This window comes from Lysobacter sp. N42, from assembly GCF_004344885.1.
On record NZ_SKFB01000011.1, the window covers coordinates 1 to 21,036 of the forward strand.

21 protein-coding genes are annotated in these 21,036 nt (G+C 72.3%); 12 read left to right on the forward strand and 9 right to left on the reverse strand.

Features of this window, described 5'->3' with window-relative positions; genetic code table 11:
- Positions 1 to 113 precede the first annotated feature (113 nt).
- Positions 114 to 374 (forward strand): DUF3297 family protein, encoded by a 261-nt coding sequence (locus EYQ95_RS15415; RefSeq protein ID WP_132328111.1) that lies wholly within the window; start codon positions 114 to 116, stop codon positions 372 to 374.
- Between the two features lie 6 nt (positions 375 to 380).
- Here EYQ95_RS15415 and EYQ95_RS15420 read toward each other — a convergent pair whose 3' ends face one another.
- Positions 381 to 764, reverse strand: a complete 384-nt coding sequence (locus EYQ95_RS15420) for a DUF1622 domain-containing protein (protein WP_207916467.1) — start codon at positions 762 to 764, stop codon at positions 381 to 383.
- Positions 765 to 926: 162 nt separating this feature from the next.
- Between EYQ95_RS15420 and EYQ95_RS15425 the strand changes: the two genes are divergently transcribed.
- The 3 genes from EYQ95_RS15425 (at position 927) to EYQ95_RS15435 (ending at position 4,275) form a co-directional block, all read left to right on the forward strand.
- Positions 927 to 2,195 (forward strand): PilT/PilU family type 4a pilus ATPase, encoded by a 1,269-nt coding sequence (locus EYQ95_RS15425; RefSeq protein ID WP_132328112.1) that lies wholly within the window; start codon positions 927 to 929, stop codon positions 2,193 to 2,195.
- A 63-nt stretch (positions 2,196 to 2,258) separates the two neighbouring features.
- Positions 2,259 to 3,440, forward strand: a complete 1,182-nt coding sequence (locus EYQ95_RS15430; RefSeq protein WP_132328113.1) for a mechanosensitive ion channel family protein — start codon at positions 2,259 to 2,261, stop codon at positions 3,438 to 3,440.
- Positions 3,441 to 3,462: 22 nt separating this feature from the next.
- Complete coding sequence (locus EYQ95_RS15435) at positions 3,463 to 4,275, forward strand: MOSC domain-containing protein (protein ID WP_207916470.1); 813 nt, start codon at positions 3,463 to 3,465, stop codon at positions 4,273 to 4,275.
- Here EYQ95_RS15435 and EYQ95_RS15440 read toward each other — a convergent pair.
- Positions 4,259 to 5,062, reverse strand: a complete 804-nt coding sequence (locus tag EYQ95_RS15440) for a hypothetical protein (protein ID WP_132328115.1) — start codon at positions 5,060 to 5,062, stop codon at positions 4,259 to 4,261. The genes EYQ95_RS15435 and EYQ95_RS15440 overlap by 17 nt on opposite strands.
- Before the next feature lie 103 nt (positions 5,063 to 5,165).
- Here EYQ95_RS15440 and EYQ95_RS15445 point away from each other — a divergent pair, with 103 nt between their 5' ends.
- The 3 genes from EYQ95_RS15445 to EYQ95_RS15455 all read left to right on the forward strand — a co-directional run bounded on the left by EYQ95_RS15445 (position 5,166) and on the right by EYQ95_RS15455 (position 8,231).
- Positions 5,166 to 6,797 carry an MFS transporter gene (locus EYQ95_RS15445; protein WP_132328116.1) on the forward strand — a complete coding sequence of 544 codons (1,632 nt, stop codon included), beginning with the start codon at positions 5,166 to 5,168 and terminating at the stop codon, positions 6,795 to 6,797.
- A 242-nt stretch (positions 6,798 to 7,039) separates the two neighbouring features.
- Positions 7,040 to 7,291: a KGG domain-containing protein gene (locus EYQ95_RS15450; protein WP_132328117.1), complete on the forward strand. Its 252-nt coding sequence runs from the start codon at positions 7,040 to 7,042 to the stop codon at positions 7,289 to 7,291.
- Between the two features lie 172 nt (positions 7,292 to 7,463).
- On the forward strand, positions 7,464 to 8,231 hold the full coding sequence (locus tag EYQ95_RS15455) for a hypothetical protein (protein WP_132328118.1): 768 nt from the start codon (positions 7,464 to 7,466) through the stop codon (positions 8,229 to 8,231).
- Between the two features lie 51 nt (positions 8,232 to 8,282).
- Here EYQ95_RS15455 and EYQ95_RS15460 read toward each other — a convergent pair whose 3' ends face one another.
- The 4 genes from EYQ95_RS15460 to EYQ95_RS26390 form a co-directional block, all read right to left on the reverse strand.
- Entirely contained in the window at positions 8,283 to 9,446 is a 1,164-nt protein-coding gene (locus EYQ95_RS15460) for a L,D-transpeptidase (RefSeq protein ID WP_132328119.1), read from the reverse strand.
- A gap of 123 nt (positions 9,447 to 9,569) precedes the next feature.
- Entirely contained in the window at positions 9,570 to 10,130 is a 561-nt protein-coding gene (locus EYQ95_RS15465) for a hypothetical protein (protein WP_132328120.1), read from the reverse strand.
- A gap of 92 nt (positions 10,131 to 10,222) precedes the next feature.
- A complete protein-coding gene (locus EYQ95_RS15470; protein ID WP_132328121.1) occupies positions 10,223 to 10,633 on the reverse strand; it encodes a biopolymer transporter ExbD in 411 nt (136 codons plus the stop codon).
- 191 nt (positions 10,634 to 10,824) lie between these two features.
- Positions 10,825 to 11,103: a type II toxin-antitoxin system HicB family antitoxin gene (locus EYQ95_RS26390; RefSeq protein WP_165924753.1), complete on the reverse strand. Its 279-nt coding sequence runs from the start codon at positions 11,101 to 11,103 to the stop codon at positions 10,825 to 10,827.
- A 327-nt stretch (positions 11,104 to 11,430) separates the two neighbouring features.
- Here EYQ95_RS26390 and EYQ95_RS15480 point away from each other — a divergent pair, with 327 nt between their 5' ends.
- The 4 genes from EYQ95_RS15480 to EYQ95_RS15495 all read left to right on the forward strand — a co-directional run bounded on the left by EYQ95_RS15480 (position 11,431) and on the right by EYQ95_RS15495 (position 15,548).
- Positions 11,431 to 11,841, forward strand: coding sequence for a DUF2784 domain-containing protein (locus EYQ95_RS15480; protein WP_132328123.1), 411 nt, complete (start codon positions 11,431 to 11,433; stop codon positions 11,839 to 11,841).
- A gap of 78 nt (positions 11,842 to 11,919) precedes the next feature.
- Positions 11,920 to 12,180 carry a hypothetical protein gene (locus EYQ95_RS15485; RefSeq protein WP_132328124.1) on the forward strand — a complete coding sequence of 87 codons (261 nt, stop codon included), beginning with the start codon at positions 11,920 to 11,922 and terminating at the stop codon, positions 12,178 to 12,180.
- A 127-nt stretch (positions 12,181 to 12,307) separates the two neighbouring features.
- Complete coding sequence (locus EYQ95_RS15490; protein WP_132328125.1) at positions 12,308 to 14,692, forward strand: PAS domain S-box protein; 2,385 nt, start codon at positions 12,308 to 12,310, stop codon at positions 14,690 to 14,692.
- A gap of 61 nt (positions 14,693 to 14,753) precedes the next feature.
- Entirely contained in the window at positions 14,754 to 15,548 is a 795-nt protein-coding gene (locus EYQ95_RS15495) for a lytic transglycosylase domain-containing protein (RefSeq protein WP_370451264.1), read from the forward strand.
- A gap of 41 nt (positions 15,549 to 15,589) precedes the next feature.
- Here the strand turns inward: EYQ95_RS15495 and EYQ95_RS15500 are convergent, their stop codons facing one another.
- Genes EYQ95_RS15500 through EYQ95_RS15510 form a run of 3 tightly spaced genes read right to left on the reverse strand, consistent with a single transcriptional unit; the run spans position 15,590 to position 18,064 of the window.
- Positions 15,590 to 16,018, reverse strand: coding sequence for a hypothetical protein (locus tag EYQ95_RS15500; protein ID WP_132328126.1), 429 nt, complete (start codon positions 16,016 to 16,018; stop codon positions 15,590 to 15,592).
- Positions 16,015 to 16,659, reverse strand: a complete 645-nt coding sequence (locus EYQ95_RS15505) for a DUF5671 domain-containing protein (RefSeq protein WP_132328127.1) — start codon at positions 16,657 to 16,659, stop codon at positions 16,015 to 16,017. The genes EYQ95_RS15500 and EYQ95_RS15505 overlap by 4 nt, the downstream gene beginning before the upstream one ends.
- 7 nt (positions 16,660 to 16,666) lie before the next feature.
- Positions 16,667 to 18,064, reverse strand: coding sequence for a hypothetical protein (locus EYQ95_RS15510; protein WP_132328128.1), 1,398 nt, complete (start codon positions 18,062 to 18,064; stop codon positions 16,667 to 16,669).
- A 230-nt stretch (positions 18,065 to 18,294) separates the two neighbouring features.
- On the opposite strand from EYQ95_RS15510, the gene acnD reads away from it, so the two are divergent.
- The gene (gene acnD / locus EYQ95_RS15515; RefSeq protein WP_132328129.1) at positions 18,295 to 20,907 is read left to right on the forward strand and encodes a Fe/S-dependent 2-methylisocitrate dehydratase AcnD; all 2,613 of its coding nucleotides are present in this window, start codon (positions 18,295 to 18,297) and stop codon (positions 20,905 to 20,907) included.
- The last annotated feature ends 129 nt before the right edge of the window (positions 20,908 to 21,036 follow it).

Here is a 21,036-nt window from a genome sequence, read left to right on the forward strand (position 1 = left end):
CCGCCGGCCGGGGACACGGCGCCCCGCCGCCGGCAGCGGCCGCAGGCGCCGCCGGTCATGGCCGCCTCGGCGATAATGGCCCGCCGCGGCACCGCCGCCCTCGCCGACCCGCCATGACCGACGCCCTGCCCGACCGCCTCTCCACCGACCCGCGCAGCCCGCACCACGACGCCGCCCTGCTCGAGCGCGGCATCGGCATCCGCTTCAACGGCGTGGAGCGCCGTGACGTCGAGGAGTACTGCGTGAGCGAGGGCTGGATCCGCGTGGCCGCGGGCCGCGCGCGCGACCGCCGCGGTCAGCCGATGACGCTCAAGCTCAGGGGCAAGGTCGAGCCCTATCCCCTGCTGCCGGAGGCGGGCGAAGCGGAAGGCTGACCCGGCCTAACCGCCCCCGGCCGGGCCGGCTCCGCCGTCGTCCCGCGCGCGCTGCCACGGCCAGCGGCCGTCGAGTTCGACTTCCAGCGAGATGCTCAGGAAGGTGCGGATCAGCACGATCGCGCCCAGCACGGTGACGCTGTCGAGCGTGGGCTCCACCGCCACGGTGCGGATGATGTCGCCGGCCACCATGAACTCCAGGCCGAGCAGGATCCCGCGCCCGACGTCCTGGCGGAGCCGCCGGTAGGCATCGGCCGCCGGCGCGCGCCCGGATCCGGCAACCCAGCGCAGCAGCGCCCAGGCCAGGCCGATCACGATCACCAGCGCGCCGCCGGCGTCGATCACGAGGCTGAGGCTTTCGGCCAGCTGCTTGAACTGCACGGGATCCATGACGTAACGGGCAACGCGGACCGGGCCGACTATGCGGGCACGGCCCTCGGCGCCGCGTCGAGATGCGGGCACCGCCGTCACGGATCGGCCCGCCGCTGCTTCAAGGCCCGGGCGTATCGCCGTTAACGGGCGGGATCCCCCACCGGCGCGACCGCCCCGCCCATGTCGAACCTCACCGAAGAGCAGGCCCGCGACTACATGCACAAGCTGCTGGCGGCGATGGCCCGCGCCGGCGGCTCCGACCTGTTCATCGCGCACGACTTCCCGCCGAGCATGAAGGCCAACGGGCAGATGACGCCGCTGGGCCCGCAAAAGCTCACCGGCGCGGTGACGCAGAAGCTCGCCCACGCGCTCATGAACGAGAAGCAGCGCGCGGAGTTCGCCGCCGAGCTCGAATGCAACTTCGCGATCGCGCTGCCGGGCGTCTCGCGCTTTCGCGTCAACGTGTTCGTGCAGCAGGGGCACGTGGGCATGGTGCTGCGCACGATCGCCGCGGAGATCCCGAACTTCGACAAGCTCCGCCTGCCCGAAGTGCTCAAGGACCTGGTCATGGCCAAGCGCGGGCTCATCCTGGTCGTGGGCGGCACCGGCTCGGGCAAGTCGACGTCGCTCGCCGCCATGCTGGACCACCGCAACCGTACCAGCGCCGGGCACATCATCACGGTGGAAGACCCGGTCGAGTACGCGCACGCCTCGCAGAAATCGCTGGTCACGCACCGCGAGGTGGGCGTCGACACGCACAGCTGGCATCACGCGCTGAAGAACACCCTGCGCCAGGCGCCCGACGTGATCCTCATCGGCGAGATCCGCGATGCCGAGACGATGGAGCATGCCATCGCCTTCGCCGAAACCGGGCACCTGTGCCTGTCCACGCTGCACGCCAACAGCGCGTCGCAGACGATGGAGCGCATCATCAACTTCTTCCCGGAAGAGCGCCGCACGCAGTTGCTGATGGACCTGTCGGCCAACCTGCGCGCGATCGTCTCGCAGCGGCTGGTGCGCACCGAGGACGGCCGCGGCCGCGCGGCGGCGGTGGAGATCCTCATCAACACGCCCACCATCGCCGAGAAGATCTTCAAGGGCGAGTTCAACGAGCTCAAGGGCATCATGTCCAGGTCGCGCGAGCTGGGCATGCGCACCTTCGACTGGGCCCTCTTCGAGCTCTACAACGACGGCACGATTTCCTACGACGAGGCCATCCGCAACGCCGACTCGGCCAACGAGCTGCGCCTGGCGATCAAGCTCAAGAGCCGGCGCGGGGAGCCTGCGGGCGCCGCGGGCACGACGCTCACGCTCGACGCCGCGCCCTCGCCCGAGGAGGTGGAGGCGATGCGTCGCGAGGAGCTTCGACGCCAGCAGGAAAAGCGCGACCAGATGGAACTCGAGCGCATGCAGCGCGAGAAGCTCGCGCAGCGCGCGCCCGCCGGCTGACCCGGCCCCACGCGGCGTTTACGGCCACGGCGCGAGCATGGCCTGCCGTTCCGGAGAGGTTCCGTGCCCGACTGGGAAACGTACGCGCCCGCCGCGGGCGTTCTGCTCGCGGCGCTCGTGGCCGGCTACGTCGTCCACCGCATCCTGCGATCGGTAGCGCGCCGGGCGCGCGAGCGTCGCGACCGCCTGGCCGCGCGCGTGGTGCACGTCATCGCGCCGCCGGCGTCGATCGCCCTGCCCCTGGTGCTGCTGGTTGCGGCCTCCGCCGCCGTGCCGCTGCCGGGAACGTGGGCGGCGCTGCTGCAGCGCACGGCCGGGATCGGGCTCATGCTCTGCCTGACGTGGCTGGGCGTGCGTACCGTCGGTGCGATCGAGCGCCGCATCCTGCTGGAGCATCCGGTGGACGTGGCCGACAACCTGGCCGCGCGGCGCGTGCAGACGCAGACGCGCGTGCTCGGGCGCATCGCGCAGGGCATCGTCGCGCTTCTGGGCGTGTCCGCCGTGCTGATGGGCTTTCCCGCGGTGCGCCAGCTGGGCACCACGCTGCTGGCCTCGGCAGGCGTGCTCGGGCTCGTGGCCGGCATCGCGGCCAAGCCGGTGTTCGGCAACCTCATCGCCGGCCTGCAGATCGCCCTGAGCCAGCCCATCCGCCTCGACGACGTGGTGATCGTGGAGGGCGAGTGGGGTCGCGTCGAGGAAATCACCAGCGCCTACGTGGTCGTGCGCATCTGGGACGAACGGCGGCTGATCGTGCCGCTGCAGTGGTTCATCGAGCACCCCTTCCAGAACTGGACGCGACGCAGCGCCGAGCTGCTGGGCGCGGCGCACCTGTGGCTGGACTACCGCACCCCGATGGACGCCGTGCGCGCGGAGCTTTCGCGCATCTGCCAGACCGACGCGCGCTGGGACGGGCGGGTCTGCGTGGCGCAGATCGTCGAGGCCGACCGCACCACCGTGCAGCTGCGCATGCTGGTCAGCGCCCGAAACTCCGGCGACCTGTTCGACCTGCGCTGCGCGGTGCGCGAGCGGATGATCGACTTCCTGCTCGCCCACCACCCCGAGGCGCTGCCGCGCATGCGCGCGGACATCGTGCGCGGAGTAGCGGCGGTGGATGCGCTCGAGGTGCGTGCCGGGGCCGCGGGTCGGCGTGATCGCGCCGACGCGGCGGAAACGGGCTCGCCGGGCGCGGAGGCAGCGGATGGCGAGCGCTCGGCGGCGCCCGCACCGTCCCGCCTCGCGCAGTGAAGGGGTGGGCGACAATGCGTCCATGCGCATCGCCTCCCTGCACCTGCATCCGCTCAAGTCCTGTGCGCCGCTGGATGTCGACATGCTCGAGATCACGCCGCGCGGGCCGGCGGGCGACCGCCGCTGGCTGGTCGTCGATGCCGACGCACGCTTCGTCACCGGTCGCCAGCACGGCGCGATGGTCGGCATCCGGGCCAGGCCCGCGCGCGACGGCCTGCAGCTGGATGCACCGGGCATGCCCGGCCTGCACGTGCCCACGCCGCCGGCGGACGCACCGCGCCTGGACGTCGCCATCTGGCGCGACGTGGTGGACGCACAGCGCTGCGGCGCGGAGGCCGATGCGTGGCTCTCGCGCTACCTCGGCATGCCGGTGCGGCTCGTTCACATGGACGAGACCAGCAGGCGTGCCGTGGACCCGGATTTCGCCACGCCCGGGGACGTGGTGAGCTTCGCCGACGCCTATCCGCTGCTGGTGATCTCACAGGCCGCGCTCGATGCGCTCAATACGCGACTGCCGCAGCCGGTGCCGATGGCGCGGTTCCGGCCCAACCTGGTGGTGGAAGGCTGCGCGCCGCATGCCGAGGACGGCTGGCGCCGCGTGCGCATCGGCGAGGTCGAGTTCGAGGCGGTCAAGCCGTGCACGCGTTGCGTGTTCACCACGATCGACCCGGCGACGATGGCGCGCGATCCCGGGGGCGAGCCGCTGCGCACGCTGGCCACCTACCGGCGTGCACCCGCCGGCAGCGGGCTGTCGGGCGTGCTCTTCGGAATGAACCTGATCCCGCGCGGCACCGGCACGGTGCGGCGCGGGGACGCGGTCACGATGCTGGCCTGAGCGAGGCGACCTCGTCGGCCTCGGCACGTTCGAGGGGATAGACCTCGGACACGGGGCAGCGGCCGGCGTCGGGCATGTCGCGCAGCCTGCGTCCCGTGTCGAAGGCACCCGCCACACCGGACGCGGCCAGGTCGCCGCTGAAGATGGCCTCGTCGCCGGCGAAGCCGCAGACCATCGCATTGCCCACGCGCGACACCAGGTTCAGGTGCACGGCATCGGTGAGCCCCTGGCAGCCGGCGCCCAGTTCGACGCGGTAATAGCGATGTCCGCCCGAGCGCACCGGCGAGACCTCCACGATCAGCCCGTGCGCGTCCTCGCTCCAGCCGCGCATGTGATTGGTATTGACGCAGTAGGACGGCGAGCCGACGAAGCCGCGCCGGCGCTCGCCGGTAACGGTGACGTTGCCCAGCACGGCCGGCTGGCCGGCGCGCGCGCCGGCCATCGCGTGCGAGGCGTAGGTGCGGGCGTCGACGCGCTGGACGTGGGCGATGGGGCAGGCACGCGGCCCGGCCACTACGGCCTCCTGCGCACGCCCGCAGGCCCAGCCGCCGGGGCTCACCAGCGTCGCCTGCGGCTCGTCGGCGATGCCCGGGCAGCGCAGCGCGAGATCGAGGCGGAAGCGCGACCCGTCGGCCAGCCTCACCGCGAGCGTGTGGTCGTCGCTCTGCACCATCTCCACGACGCTGCGTGCATCGGCGCAGGCCGGAGAAGGCGGCGGCCCGCGATCGGCGGCGCCGGACGCGGCGGCGAGCACGAGCAGGGGCGTAAGGGCGAGGCGACGGTCCATCGTGGCGGGTCCTTTATGGGTCGCGCCAAGCCTAGCGCGGCGGCGGATGGGCCGCACCGCTCGGCGCACGGGCCGATAGACTGCGCGCACCCCGGGGGCCCGCATGAACGCCGACGGCATCTCCTTCCACCATCGCTGGGCCTTCTGGCTCGGCTGCGCGCTGATCACCGCGGGCGTACTCGCCCACGTCCCGATGTTCATGATGGGCCGGCACACGCACTGGCAGATGGTCGGCATGCCGATGACCACGGGGATGTGGCTCGGCATGGCGGCCATCCCCGCGGGGCTGGCGCTGTCCTGCTACGGGCTGATGCCGCCGCGCGCACGCCGCGACCGCCTGGCGCAGGCCGGCCCTGCCCTGCACTTCCACGTGGCCGACGGCGTGCCGCTCAACCGCGAGCACTGGAAGCTGGTCGCGGTGCTGGTGGTGACGCTCGCCATCGACGTGATGAAGCCGGCCACGCTCGGCTTCGTGGTGCCGGGAATGAGCAACGAGTACGAAATCAGCAAACCGACGGCCAGCCTGCTCGCGCTGTTCGCGCTGACCGGCACCACGGTGGGCTCGGTGGTCTGGGGGCGCATCGCCGACGTGTTCGGCCGCCGTGCCGCCATCCTGCTGTCGGCCCTCATGTTCGTGGGCACCGCGATCTGCGGGGCGATGCCCAGCTTCGGCTGGAACCTCGCCATGTGCTTCCTGATGGGCGCATCGGCGGGCGGCCTGCTGCCGATCACCTTCACGCTGATGGCGGAGACGGTGCCGGCCGCGCATCGGGGCTGGCTGCTGGTCGCCCTCGGTGGCGTGGGCACGTCGGCCGGCTACCTGATCGCCGCCGGCGCGGCGGCCACGCTGGAGCCGCTGTTCTCCTGGCGCGTGCTCTGGCTGCTGGGGCTGCCGACCGGCGCGATCATCCTCTTCCTCAACCGCTACATCCCCGAATCCCCGCGCTTTCTCTCCAACGCCGGGCTCGGGCACGTGGCGCGCGCGGTGCTGCGCAGGTTTTCCGGCGGCGCGACGCACGCGCTCGAACGCGACGACGCAGCGCATCCTGGCGCGCCGCAGATCGAGGAACACCATGCCGCGCAGGGCCTGCGGCAGTTGCTGCGCGGCCGGCATGCGCGCATCAGCTGGGGCCTGCTGGTCTGCGGCACCGCCTGGGGCCTGGTCAACTTCGGCGTGCTGCTGTGGCTGCCGGTGAACCTGGCCGGGCTCGGCATCGACCCGCGGGCGGCGAGCGCGCTGCTGGCGAAGTCCGCCGTGTACGCGCTGCCGGGCATCGCCGTGGTCATCTGGCTCTACCACCGCTGGAGCAGTTACCGCGCACTGGTGCTGTTCATCGGCCTCACCACGCTGTCGCTGCTGGCCTTCGCCGCGCTGGACCTGCTCGGCCTGCGCTCGGAGCCGCTCACCATCGTCGCCACCGCGGCATTGCTGGTGAGCGTGAGCGGCGTGATCGCCATGCTGATTCCGTATGCGGCCGAGATCTATCCCGTGCACCTGCGCGGCACGGGCTCGGGCGTGATCGCGGCGAGCTCGAAGTTCGGCGGCATCGTCGGCGCAGGCCTCGGCGTGCTCGGCTTCTTCACCCATTTCGCGCTGTCGGCACTGCTGATCGCGGTGCCGATGGCGATCTCGGCGGTGATGCTCTGGCGCAGCGGCGTGGAGACGCGCGGCGTGCGGCTGGAGGACATCCAGCGCCGGATCGCCGGCCCGCACGCGGATTCCGGTCGCGCCTAGGCGGCGCGCGAGGCACTGGCGGCAGCAGGGTTCGCGCGGCTGGGCCCGACGGGTGCCGGCATCGCCGCCTCCGGCGTCCGCCGCCTGACGACGCTGAACCGTTGTGCGCCTCGCGCGAAACAGGCGGAATTAAGTTCCACGCAACAGCTTCGTCCCACTGCCTTACTGCACCTCTGCCGATCCTGCTCGCGGGCCGGTACCCGGCTCGTTCCACCCCACTTCCCAGCAGCAGGAGAGGCGACATGGCCAAGCAGAACCAGGGCGGCAGCCAGGGCGGCAGCCAGGGCGGCAAGCAGGGCGAGAGCAATCGCGGATTCGCATCGATGGACAAAGAGCAGCAGCGCGAAATCGCCTCCGAGGGCGGCCGCGCGGCGCATCGCAGCGGCAATGCGCATGAATTCACGTCCGAGGAGGCGCGCGAAGCCGGCCGCAAGGGCGGCGAAGCCAGCGGTGGCGGCAACCGCGGCGGCAGCCAGGGCAGCCGCGAACGCTGAAGCCAAGGCACGACACCAGCGCGCGGAACCTCCGGGGTTTCGCGCGTCGTGCCGTCTGCAGGCATCGCGCGGGCATGCGCGCGATGCCTGATCGTCGCGGCGCGCGCTGGCTTCATTCGCCTCTCACCGCGCGCGGCGGACCGTAATGCGGCCACGTTCCGGAATCGCCGCCATGCGCCTTGTCGTCCTGCTGTTCGCGCTCCTCATGCCCATCACCGCGTGGATGAACCAGCAGGGCGTGTTCGGCCCCACCAACGGCGAAGTCTCGGACCGCTATCCCACGCTGCTGGTCGCGGCGGGCTATGCGTTCTCGATCTGGGGGCTGATCTTCCTGCTCGATCTCGTGTACGCCGTCTGGCAGCTCGGCGGCGCGCGACGCAGGGAACGCGCGCTCACGCTGGCCGCGATGCCGGCCGCCGGAGGCTTCCTGCTGACCACGGTATGGATGCCGCTGTTCTCGATGGGCCTGTACTGGATCTGCCTGGCCGTGATCTTCGGCGCGCTGGCCTGCATGGTCGCGGCCGCGGTGCAGGTGGTTCGCCATGGCCAACCGGGCCGCGACGCGGTCGCGCGCTGGGCGCTCGGGCTGCACGCGGGCTGGCTGTCGCTCGCGGCCTTCCTCAACCTGGCCCAGGTGCTCGTCGCCGAGCAGGTGCTGCCGGGCGACCGCATGCTGGGCTGGAGCCTGCCCCTGCTGGCCGTGGCGGCTTTCACGCTGCTCGCGATCAACCACGCGCTGCGCGGCCTGCTGCCCTACGTGCTGGCGGCGGTGTGGGCGCTGGCGGCGGTGTTCGTCAAGCAGTCGGGCTGGAACCTGCCCGGCTCCGACGTCATGGCCTGGGCCGCGCTCGCAGTGGCAGCCGTACTCGTCGCGCAGACGGTACTCCTGCATCGCCGTGGCCTGCCGGCACGCCTGGCCACGCATTCGACCGCACACTGAGCGCCCATGCAGGCCCGGCCCCGCAGCGCGGCCGGGCGTGCCGGCCGCGGGTCAGCGGCGCATCGACACCGGCATGCCGGTCGTGACGACCTTCGCCAGCGCGGCCGCGCTCCAGTTGGTCATGCGGATGCAGCCATTTGATTCGGTCTTGCCCACCTTTGCGGGGTTCGGCGTGCCGTGGATGCCGTAGTGCTCCTTCGACAGGTCGATCCACGTCGTGCCCACCGGATTGTTCGGCCCAGGCGGGATCTCGGCCTTGCGGTCGGTCTTGCGGCTGCCGGCGATGAGCTTGGGGTCGTAGTGCCAGACCGGATCACGGGAGACGCCGAGGATCTTCCAGTCGCCGATCGGCAGCGGGAACTGCGCGCTGCCGGTGGTGACGGGGAACGCGCCAAGCACCTTGCCGGCGGAGTCCTCGAGCAGCAGCTGGGCATCGGACTCGTCGACCACGATGCGCGCCGGTGCCGGCAGGTTCTGCCCGGGCGCCACGTGCGGCACGGTGATCTTCGTACCGGCGGTGGCGAGATCGGCCTGCGGGTTGAGCTTCTTCAGCAGCGCCGGGCTCATGTGGAACTTCTCGGCGATCTTCTCCTCGACCGACTCGTAGGGGAGCGCGTCGAGCTTGGCCATCTCCATCGGCTGCGTGGGCACCTTGCCGAAGGGACCGGCCACGTCCTCGGCGGTCAGGGTGTACTCGACGAGGATGGGCGCGGTGTCGACGTTCAACTTCTCCCATGTCGCGGCATCGAGCTTGCCGCTCTCGGTGAGGCCCTGCGCGCGCTGGTAGGCGCGCACCGCGCGCGCGAGGTTGCCGCCGGCCGCGCCGTCGATCTCGCCGGGCGAGAAGAACGCGCGTTCCAGCAGCACCTGTGCGCGCAGCGGGCTGTCCTTGGGAAGTTCCGCCTCGGCCGCGGCGGCCACCACCGGCGCCGGCGCCGGCTGCACGGCCGTGGCCGCAGTCCCGCCGGTCGCGGCGGGCAGTGGCTTGCCGGGGGCGCCCGGCAGGCCATCCTGCACGCCTGGCGTGCCGGTCGCAGAATCCGGCGCGCCTGCGCCGGTGGCCACGCTCGTCGTCGCGGCGGGTGCGTCCGGCGTGGGCGGGTTCGCATCGGCGCCCGCGTCGGGCGACGGGGTGCGCGTGCAGGCGACCAGGCCGGATACGGTGAGCGCGCAGGCGAGTGCGAAGGCGAGGCGATGGGGTCGGATCGTGTTCATGGCGGTGGCCCTGTGCGGATCACCGCATCCTTCCCGTGCGCGGTCTCGTGGACGTGAAGCCGCGCGGCGGCCCGCGCGGAGCGTTCATCGATGCGAAGGCGGCGTACCGGTGCGCAGGCGCGCTCAGCCCGCATGCGCCGTGCGCAGCCCCCGCCACCGCGACTCGAAGACGGCGATGGTGATCGCGTACACCGCGATGATGACCAGCGACACCGCCACGTACCGTTGGGCCGGGAACGCGTACCAGGCGGCCACGATGCCCGCCGTGCGCGTGATGGCATGCAGCAGGCCGATCCAGTGGCCGATGATCCAGGAGAAGGGCAGCCACATCAGCCCGGTAAGGATGCCCACGCTCAGGGGCAGCGAGTCGGGCTGGACCAGGAAGAACGGGATCGCGATGGCATAGACGAGAACCGCCATCCCCACGCTGTGCATGAAGAGCGCATCGAAGGCGTTCCTCGGCCTGGACCGGTCGAGGAAGTTCTCTCCGGTCAGCCTGGACAGCGCGATCCCGAGGTAGGCGATCATGCCGGTGGCCAGGAACAGCACCAGCGGCAGCCAACGCGGCTCGAGCACGAGCGCGGCCACCAGCACGGCCCCCCAGGCGAGGGTGCCCGCCAGCGGCATGGCGAGAAAACGGCGGCGCGCGAACTCCTCGCGCTGGGCGTCCAGACTGCGTTCCATGAAGGTCTCCCCCGGGATGCGCGCAGCGTAGCGACCTTGCGGCGCCGAAGAAAAGGGGGCAGGCGACCGCCCGCCCCGCCCCCCGAACCGGGTCAGCGGCGGAAGGTGATGTGTTCGATGCCGCCGGCGCGCGCACTGGAAAGCGCGGTCGCGAAGGCCTGGTAGTCGGCCTCGCGCGAGGCGGCGATTTCCACCACCGCCCGCGGACTGCGCCGCGCGAGTGCGTCCAGCTCGGTCTGCAGGGCTTCGCGCGTGAGTACGCGGCCGTCCAGCGCGAAGCCACCGCTGGCGTCGACGCGTAGCTCCACGCGCGGGGCAGCCAGGGCGGCCGGCTGGCCGTCTCCGGGAAGACGCGTCGAGAGCGTGCCGGTGACCGCTGGCGCGGCGATCATGAAGATGACCAGCAGCACGAGCATCACGTCCACCAGCGGCGAGATGTTGATCTCGGCGATGCAGCCATCGCGGCTGGAACGGTCGGAAGAGGAATACGCGGACACGCTCATCGGCTTCTCCTCGCAAGGGCGGGAACGCCCGCTTGCAGGCTATCGCCGCGCCCGGCGCGCCCGGCGCGGCGGCCGGGCGGCCCGGCCCGCGTTGGCGTGGCGTTCAGGCCGGCGAACGGAAGGGCTTGCGAGCCGCGGCAGCGACGCGCTCGTGCGCGGAGCACGCATGCGCGACGCCAGCCGCCGTTGACTTACCAGCCCACGCCAGGCGGGTACTTGGCGATCACCGGCGACAGGTCGACCAGCATCCAGTAGCCCTCGCGCGTTTCGAACGACGGGGGCAGCGTTTCGGCACGCATGGGCTTGCCCAGCGGCGTGACGCAGGAGGCCAGGTGCACCGAGACGGCCTGCTGTGCGGCGTCGGTGATGCCGCTCAGACTCGAGGCGCGGGTCGTGCACCCCGGGAAGTCCGGCAGGGTGATCGAATACTGGCGCTCGGCGTCGCGCTCGATGAAGGCGTAGTACTGCATGCGGCGAACCCTGCTCCTGCCGGTGGCAAGCGGCCGTGATGATACCCGCGCGGGGCCGCCCGCCGGGGCACCGCGGCGCGCCGCCCGTCCGGGATGCAGCAAGCACGCCGGCCCTACACGCCGGCAGAACCCCCGTGGGCCTATGACGATCCCGCCTGCAACCGGAGCCCGACCCATGCATGCGCACACGCCGCCCGGCAGTGGTCGCCACGCGGCGCCGGCGCGGGCCGCCCGCGTCGTCCGCGACATGCCACCGGCGCGCGTCGCCCACCCGCCGCCCGGCCGGACGCGCGCCTCCAGCCCGTGCGGGGCACCCGGCAGCCGGCCATGGAGTGGCTGACGCCCGCGTGGGCCCGCCTGCTCGCGGACGCCCTGCTGGTGCTGCACGTGGGCGTGGTGGCTTTCGTCGTGCTCGGCACGGTGGCGATCCTGGTGGGTGCGCGACGCTGGCGATGGGTACGCGGCCGGCGCTGGCGTGCCATCCACGTCGCCGTCATGGGGGTGGTGATGCTGCAGGCCTGGCTGGGCGCCGTCTGCCCGCTCACCGTCTGGGAACAGGCATTGCGCCGCCGCGCCGGGCAGGCGACGTACGGCGAATCCTTCATCGAGTACTGGCTGGCGCGCCTGATCTTCTTCGACGCACCGTGGTGGACCTTCGTCGCGGCCTACACGGCCTTTGCGGCGCTCGTGGCGCTGGCCTGGTGGCGTGTTCCACCGCGGCCCCGTCGGCGCGCGTAACGGCTCGCGCACCCGGCGCTCGCCATCGCCTAACGCGGGCGCTGCGAGGCTGGACACCCCGCCCCGGAGGAGCACGCCATGGCCCGTCCCGGCAGCCCATCCCCCGATCCCGACACCGGCGCCGCCGGCGGCAGCCGCCGGAACATGCCCGGCCCGCAGCCGCCCCAGGCGACGGCGAACCGCCTCCACGACGTGGATCTCGAGACGCGCGGTGAGTATTTCGAGGACGAACGGCGTGATCGCGACAGCAACGGCTCCGGCCGCTACGACGATTCGGTCGCCGGACGTCGCAGCGGACGGCAGCAGGGCGACCGCGCCGGCACCGCACGCGGCGACTGAGCGCGAGCGCGGGGGCGACATCGCATCGGGCGCCGGCGTGCCGCGCCCGCGGGACGCGGCGCCGGCGGTGTCGCCCGACGCCGACTTGCCGGATACTCCGTGCAGGACCCGGACGGGACCTGCAGGCATGAGCGGTGCGCGCAGTCACCTCGACGACATCATCAACAATGCCACGGCGGCGTTGCTGATCACCGACGCGCAGGCACGCTGCACCTACATGAACCCGGCGGCCGAAGCCGTCACCGGTTACACGCTCGACGAGCTGCGCGGGCGCGTGCTGCACGACGTGCTGCATCACACGCGCCCGGACGGCAGCCCGCTGCCCGCGAACGCCTGCCCCATCGGCCGCGCGGCGGCGGCCGCCGGGCACGTGCGCGGCGAGGATGTCTTCATCCATCGCGACGGGCATTTCTACGACGTCGCCTACGCCGCGAGCGTCATCCGCGACGGCGGGGCGGTGGTGGGGACCGTGCTCGAGGTACGCGACATCACGGAGGCCAAGCGCGCGGAGGCGCGCCGGACGCTGCTGGCCGGCATCACCGAGGACATCGCGCGCGGCGCGGCGCTCGACGACGTGCTGCGGCACGCTGCCGAGGGCCTGGCGCGCCTGCTGGATGCGCGCAGCTGCGAATTCAGCGAGATCGACGAGGTGGCCGGCATCCTGCAGGTGGCCACCAGCTTCCGGCATGGCCGCGCCCCGCTGCGCGGCCGGCACCGGCTGGACGACGTGCTGCTCGGCGACTACCCCGGGATGTTGCGTCGGGGCGAATCGGTGGCCGTCGAGGACGTGCAGGCGGATGCCCGCGTGGATGGCGCGCGTTACGCGGCCCTGGGCATCGGTGCCTTCGCGATCGCGCCGTTCGTGCGCGACGGGGAATGGCGCTTCGCGGTCTCGGTGACCGACACGCGGCCCCGCCGCTGGCGCGACGACGACCTTCGCCTGCTCCGTGCCGTGGCCGCACGCGTGTTCCCCCACGTCGAGCGCCGCCGCCACGACGAGGCGCTGCGCCTGAGCGAGGAACGCTTCCGCTTGATGGCCGACTCGGTACCGCACCTGGTGTGGATCCTGCGGGGCGACGGAAGCGTGGAGTTCGTCAACCGCCAGTGGGTGGAATACACCGGCCGCGCCTTCGACCCGAGCGCGCGCGTGCCGGCGATGACCGAGCTGGTGCATCCCGACGACGTCGCGACCTCGACCGCCGCGTTCGGCCAGGCGCTCGCGACGGGCCAGGCATTCACGCTCGAGCACCGCATGCGCGCGGCCAGCGGCGACTACCGCTGGTTCATCGTGCGCGCCGAGCCCTGGCGCGATCCCTCCAGCGGCGAGGTCGTGCGCTGGTTCGGCAGCTCCGCCGACATCCACGACCTGAAGCTGGCGCAGCAGGCGCTGGCCGATGCCGACCAGCGCAAGGACGAGTTCCTGGCGATGCTCGCGCACGAGCTGCGCAACCCGCTCGCGCCCATCGCGACCGCGTCGCACCTGCTCGACCGCGTGGCCGACGACCCGGCGCGCGTGCGCGAGGTGGCGCGCGTGATCGGCCGCCAGGTCGGCCACATCCGCGAACTCGTCGACGATCTCCTGGACGTGTCGCGCGTCACCCGCGGGCTGATCACCCTGCGCGAGGACGTGCTGGACGTGTCGGCGATCGTGGCCGGCGCGGTCGAACAGTCGCGCGCCGACATCGACGCGCGCGGCCACCGCCTGCGCATCGCGCAGGCCGATGCGCCATTGCGCGTGCGCGGTGATCGCACGCGGCTGATCCAGGTGCTGGCCAACCTGCTCAACAACGCGGCGAAGTACTCGCCCGAGGGCTCGCGCATCGACGTCGGGATCGCACGCGAAGGCGGCGACGCCCTCATCAGCGTTGCCGACACGGGCCAGGGCATCGACGCGGGCCTGCTGCCGCACGTGTTCGAGCTGTTTTCCCAGGGCCGCCGCACGCCCGAGCGTGCGCACGGTGGCCTGGGGCTGGGCCTTGCACTGGTGCGCCAGCTCGTCCAGCTGCACGGCGGGCGCGTGAGCGCGCACAGCGACGGCCCGGGGCGCGGCAGCCGCTTCGTCGTGCGGCTGCCCGCGGTGGACGAGGCACCCGTACGCGTCGAAGCCGAGCCGTCGCCCGGCGAGGGCCGTTCGCTGCACGTCATCGTGGTCGACGACAACCGCGATGCGGCCGACACCCTCGCCGCCGCGCTCGGCCTGCTGGGCCACCGGGTGGAAGTGCATGGCGACGCACGCGCCGTGCTCGCCGCGCGCTGGCCGGGTCCGCCCGACGTGTTCCTGCTGGACATCGGCCTGCCGGGGATGGACGGCCGTGCGCTGGCGCGGGCCCTGCGGGAGCGGCCGGAGCTGGCCCAGAGCCGCTTCATCGCCATCACCGGATACGGAAGCGCCGAGGACATCGCCCGCTCCCGCGCCGCGGGTTTCGACCATCACCTGGTCAAGCCGCTGGACCTCGACGCCCTGCTCAGGCTGCTCGCCGAAGCACGGCCGGAGCCCGCGCACGGCCGCTGACGAAGGTCGTGGTGACCAATGCCACGCGGCGCGTGCACGCGCGCCTGCATAGACTCGCGCCGTGCTCCGCTCCCTGCTCCTGCTGGTGCCGCTGCTGGCCATGCCGGCCTGGCCCGCGCACGCGCGCACCGTCTACCGCTGCGTGCAGGGCGGCACCGTGAGCCTGGCCACCGCACCCGAGCCCGGCTCGCGCTGCGAAGCCCGCCACGTGCCGGACGATGCGGTGAAGCTGCCCAACCTCTGGGGCGCGCTCGGCCTCGTCAAGGGCACGCTCTACGAACGCGAGCAGGACGGCCGCATCGTCTACAGCACGCGCAACCTGCCCGGTTCGCGCAAGGTGCTGTCCTTCACCGTGCAGACGCCGCCGGGCGAGCCCGCGCACGAGGGGCTGGGGCGCGTGGGCCCGGCGCGGGTGGACCGCTTCGCGCCGCAGTTCCGTGCCGCCGCGAAGAAGACGGGGGTGGACGATGCCTACCTGCGGGCGATCGCGCATGCCGAAAGCGGCTTCGATCCGCAGGCCGTCTCGCCCAAGGGCGCGCGCGGCGTGATGCAGCTCATGCCCGGCACCGCGCGGGAGCTGGGGGTCACCGATCCGCATTCGCCCGTGCAGTCCATCGACGGCGGCGCGCGCCACCTGCGCCAGCTGATCCGTCGCTACCGCGGCGACCTGGTGCTTGCGGCCGCCGCCTACAACGCGGGCGCGGGCGTGGTCGCGCGCTACGGGGGCGTGCCGCCCTACCGCGAGACGCGCGCCTACGTGGAGAAGGTGCGTGCGCTGTACACGCGCTACCGCCGCGCACTGGGCCTGTCGCCCCGCGCGCTGGACGGACACGTACCGCTGACCGCCGCGAAGTAGCACCGCGGCACGCCACGCGCCGGCAAGGCGGCGCCCCTCCTTCAGTCCACCACCGCGCGCCCGGGTGGCGTGACCGCATGCCGCATGCAGTGCCGGCCCGCGGGATGGCCCACGTCGAAGGCATGCGTCTGCCGCGAGGCCCGGGCGAAGCGGGCGCAGAGCTCGTAGCGGCGCGCATCGATCACGCGGTACTCGTAGGGCGTGCCCGTCTGCGGATCGGCGAGCGAAAGCCGCTCCCAGTCGCGCCCTTCCGAGATCTCGCCCAGCGACGCAGGCAGCCGGCCCTCCAGGCGGTAGCGCGCCTCGATGGCCGACTTCAGGCCCGCCAGGTCGCGCTCACGGCGCTCGTCCATGCGCCGCAGGCGCTGCTCGCCGGGCGTGCCGATCGTGAACACCGCGGCCGCGATGCTCGCCGCCACCGCCACGCCGGCCGCCACCAGCAGCCAGGTTCCCGTCCTCCGCGTGCTCATGCCCCGGCCTCCTCGCGGCGAAGATCGTGCAGGTACCAGCCGAAGATGGCACCGGCCAGCACGGCGACCACGAGCACCTTCAGCAAGAAGCGCAGCGTCGCCTCGCCCCCGAGCACGTGGTAGACCAGCGTGGTCATGTCGCCGATCAGCACCGAGGCCGCGAGGAACAGCGTGAGGTAGGTGAGCCAGCGGCGCACCGGTGAGAGGCGCTTGATCGGATGGCGCGCCACGTCACGCGAGACGCGGTGGGCGACGAAGGCGAAGACCGGGAACGCGATCACCAGCGCCGACGCGGCCCAGCGGATGGAGTTGTCGGTCGCGGCGATGATGTAGTCGGCCGAGGCGGCGTCGGGCAGTGCGCGATCGATCAGGTCGAACAGCAGGCTGCCCAGGTTCCAGGTGCCGAAGTAGAGCGTGGCGAACATCACGAGGTAGGCGAAGGCCTCGCGTGCCGAGAGCGAGGCGCGCGGACGCGGTACCGGCACGGGGAAGTCGACGTCGGCCCAGGCGTCGAGCACGCCGCGCGTCTGCTCCGCGCTCCAGCCGGCGCGCGCGAGCGCCTCACCGATCGCCGCGCGCGGCTGCCCGCGCATGAGCGCTTCGCGCACGAAGGTTTCCAGTTCCTGTGTGGCGTTGGGCATGCGGGCCTCAGTGGGTGGGTGTCGGAGATGCGGTCGTCGGCACGTAGGCGACGCAGCCACGGCCTTCGGCACGGTCGATGCCGCCGATGCGCACGCAGGAGGCGGCGGCGTCCCAGCCGAAGGCGCGACCGGTGTAAGGATTCCGATGCGGGCTGCTCGCGAGCGCCGACGCCACCTGCACCGGTGCGATGCCCGCGGCGTGCAGGCCGAGCACGGCGAGCACCGCGCGACGGCGCGCCTCGAGATCCGCCAGGCGCCGGCCGTAACCGGCATAGGCCGGTGCCGCGATGCTGCCGAGGATGCGGCCGACGGGGTTGTAGATCGAGTACGGGAAACGCGTACGGTCCTCGATCCAGGCATCGAGCTGCCGCAGCGAACGCTGCAGTTGCGGATACGGTGCACCGCTGGCATCGGCGATGCGGCGCATCATCGCGGCATTGGCGTTGCTCGTGGCCTGGGGCTTGAACAGGGAATTGAACGATGGTGCGTCCGCACCACGGGCCTGCAGCTTTCCGCGTGCGTCGGCGCTGGTGCGCCGCATGAAGTTGTCGCCCAGCTTCCACTCCCAGGCCAGCACCCCGAGCAGCGAACGCTCGCTGGCGGATACCGGCAGCTTCCATGCAGGCGGGATCGCCGCGGCGATTGCGGTGGCAGGCAGGCGCTGCACTGCGAGCGTCCCCAGGGCCAGGTTCCGCTGTACCGCTGCCGTGGCGACCATCTTGGTGAGCAGCGTGTCCGCGCCGGCCAGGCCGCCGCGCCAGAACCGCGTATCGGCCTCCAGCGCTTCCCGCACGGCGGTGGCATCGCCGGCGCCTGCGTCGACGAAGGCCTGCATCAGCAGAAGCTCCTGGCCCTGCAGGGCAAGCGAGAGCGGCGCCGGGCGCCAGTCCATCGGCGACCGCGGCGGCGGGCCCTCGTGCCAGCCGCGGCGTGCGAGCACCTGGCGGTAGGCCGCCAGCAGCGCGGCCTCGCGCGCGATCCAGGCCGGCATGTCCGGTTCCGCGGCGGCCAGCAGGCGCGCGCAGTCGTCGCGCCGTGCGCTGCACGCGCCCAGGGCATCGTCCAGGCGCTCACCGCGGGCGGCGCGCCTGGACCGCGCGTCGCGTCCGGCGGCGTCCACGAGCCGTGCCGCAGCGTGCGGGCCGGCTTGCTCCACGGCCGTCGCCCCCAGTGACGCCAGCCCCGCCAGCGCATCGTCGGCCGGATCGACGGGGCGTGCCGAGGCGACGATCGCCTCCAGCGCCCTCGCATCCCCCGATGGCACCTCGTCGCGCCGGTTCACGAGCAGCACCACGGCCGCGAGCATCAGCAGAAGCAGCACGATCGCCAGGGCGCTCCAGAGCAGCGCCCGCAAGGCGCGCGGCATCGACTTGCGCGTTCGGCCCGGCACGATCGGCATGCCCATCCCCCGCCCCATCGCATCTCTTCCTGCAGTTCCCCTGCCGCACCGATCATGGCACGGCCCCGCGGCAGCCGGCGCGGGGCGCTGAATCCCCGCCGGCCCGCGCCGCATGCGCGCGAGCCCGCCACGCGAAGCTGCGGGATAATTGCCGGATGCCGCCGGGCCCGCCCGGCCTTTCTCGCACCCTGCCGCGTCGGCCCTGTGCCGGACGTGCGCCGACCGTGGATCCGACGATGAACACCGCCCACCGCAAGCCCCTTCCCGGCACCTCGCTGCACTGGTTCGACGCCCGCGAGGCGGTGGAGGCGATCCAGCCGGGCGCATGGGACGGCCTGCCCTACACCTCGCGCGTGCATGCCGAGAACATCGTGCGCCGTGCCGAGCCGCACCGCATCGGCGATTACCTGCGCCAGCTCGTCGAGCGCCGCCGCGACCTCGACTTCCCTTGGTTCCCCGCGCGCGTGGTCTGCCACGACATCCTCGGCCAGACCGCGCTGGTGGACCTCGCGGGCCTGCGCGATGCCATCGCCGAGCGTGGCGGCGACCCGGCGCAGATCAACCCGGTGGTGCCGACGCAGCTGATCGTCGACCACTCGCTCGCCGTCGAATGCGGCGGTTTCGATCCCGATGCGTTCGCGAAGAACCGCGCCATCGAGGAGCGCCGCAACGAGGACCGCTTCCACTTCATCGAGTGGACCAAGCACGCGTTCAAGAACGTGGACGTGATCCCGCCGGGCAACGGGATCATGCACCAGATCAACCTGGAGAAGATGTCGCCGGTGGTGTACGTGGCCGACGGCGTGGCCTTCCCCGACACCTGCGTGGGCACCGACTCGCACACCCCGCACGTGGACGCGCTGGGCGTCATCGCCATCGGCGTGGGCGGGCTGGAGGCCGAGAGCGTGATGCTCGGCCGCGCCTCGTGGATGCGCCTGCCCGAGATCGTCGGCGTGGAGCTCACCGGCCGTCCGCAGCCGGGCATCACCGCCACCGACATCGTGCTCGCGCTCACCGAGTTCCTGCGCCAGTCGAAGGTCGTCGGCGCCTACCTGGAGTTCCGTGGCGAGGGCGCGCGCGCGCTCACGTTGGGCGATCGCGCGACGATCTCCAACATGGCGCCCGAGTACGGCGCCACCGCGGCGATGTTCTTCATCGACGACAACACCCTCGACTACCTGCGCCTGACCGGCCGCGACGAGCAGCAGGTGCAGTTGGTCGAAACCTATGCGAAGGCGGCCGGGCTCTGGGCCGATGCGCTGGTGGACGCCCAGTACGAGCGCACGCTGACCTTCGACCTCTCGAGCGTCGTGCGCAACATGGCCGGTCCGTCCAACCCGCATCGCCGCCTGCCGACCACGGCGCTGGCCGAGCGCGGCATCGCCCGGGACCTGGAGGCCGCGCGCGCGCAGGAAGCCAGTGGCTTGATGCCCGACGGCGCGGTGATCATCGCCGCGATCACCAGCTGCACGAACACCTCCAACCCGCGCAACGTCATCGCGGCGGGCCTGCTTGCGAAGAAGGCGAACGAGCTCGGCCTCGTGCGCAAGCCCTGGGTCAAGACCTCGCTCGCGCCGGGCTCGAAGGCCGTGGAGCTCTACCTGCAGGAGGCGGGCCTGCTGCCGCACCTGGAAGCGCTGGGCTTCGGCATCGTCGGCTTCGCCTGCACCACCTGCAACGGCATGAGCGGCGCGCTGGACCCGGCCATCCAGCAGGAGATCGTCGAGCGCGACCTGTATGCCGTCGCGGTGCTCAGCGGCAACCGCAACTTCGATGGCCGCATCCACCCCTATGCCAAGCAGGCCTTCCTGGCCTCGCCGCCGCTGGTGGTGGCCTATGCCATCGCCGGCACCATCCGCTTCGACATCGAGAAGGACGTGCTGGGCACCGGCAGCGACGGCCGCGCGCTCACGCTCAAGGACCTGTGGCCGACCGACGAGGAGATCGACGCCATCGTGCGCGAGCACGTGCGCCCCGAGCAGTTCCGCCGCGTCTACGGCCCCATGTTCGACGTGCGCGTGGAGAACGCGCCGGTGAAGCCGCTCTACGACTGGCGCCCGATGTCCACCTACATCCGCCGCCCGCCCTACTGGGAGGGCGCGCTGGCCGGCGAGCGCACGCTGCGCGGCATGCGCCCGCTGGCGGTGCTCGGCGACAACATCACCACCGACCACCTCTCCCCCAGCAACGCGATCCTCCCCGACTCCGCGGCCGGCGAATACCTCGCGAAGATGGGCGTGCCGGAGGAGGACTTCAATTCCTACGCCACCCACCGCGGCGACCACCTCACCGCGCAGCGTGCGACGTTCGCCAATCCGAAGCTGCTCAACGAGATGGTGCGCGACGAGCACGGCAACGTGCGGCAAGGTTCGCTTGCGCGCATCGAGCCCGACGGCGTGGTCACGCGCATGTGGGAAGCCATCGAAACCTACATGCAGCGCCGCCAGCCGCTGATCGTCATCGCCGGCGCCGACTACGGCCAGGGCAGCTCGCGCGACTGGGCGGCCAAGGGCGTGCGGCTCGCGGGCGTGGAGGCGATCGTCGCCGAGGGCTTCGAGCGCATCCACCGCACCAACCTGATCGGCATGGGCGTGCTGCCGCTGGAGTTCCAGCCCGGCACCAACCGCCTGACCCTCGGCATCGACGGCACCGAGACCTTCGACGTGATCGGCGAGCGCACCCCGCGCGCCACGCTGACGCTGGTGATCCATCGCAAGGAGGGCAACACGCTCGAGGTGCCGGTGACTTGCCGCCTCGACACCGCCGAGGAAGTCTCGATCTACGAAGCCGGCGGCGTGCTGCAGCGTTTCGCCAACGACTTCCTCGAAGGCAACCGCGACGCCGCGTGATCCGGTCCCTCTCCTGGCAGGGTGCGAGACACCGCCGCCGACTCGCGACGCCGAGCGCCGCCCGCCGCGCTGCAGCTGCCGGATGAGGCGCCGGGCAGCGCAGCCTGGCCATCCAACCCCTCTCCCGCC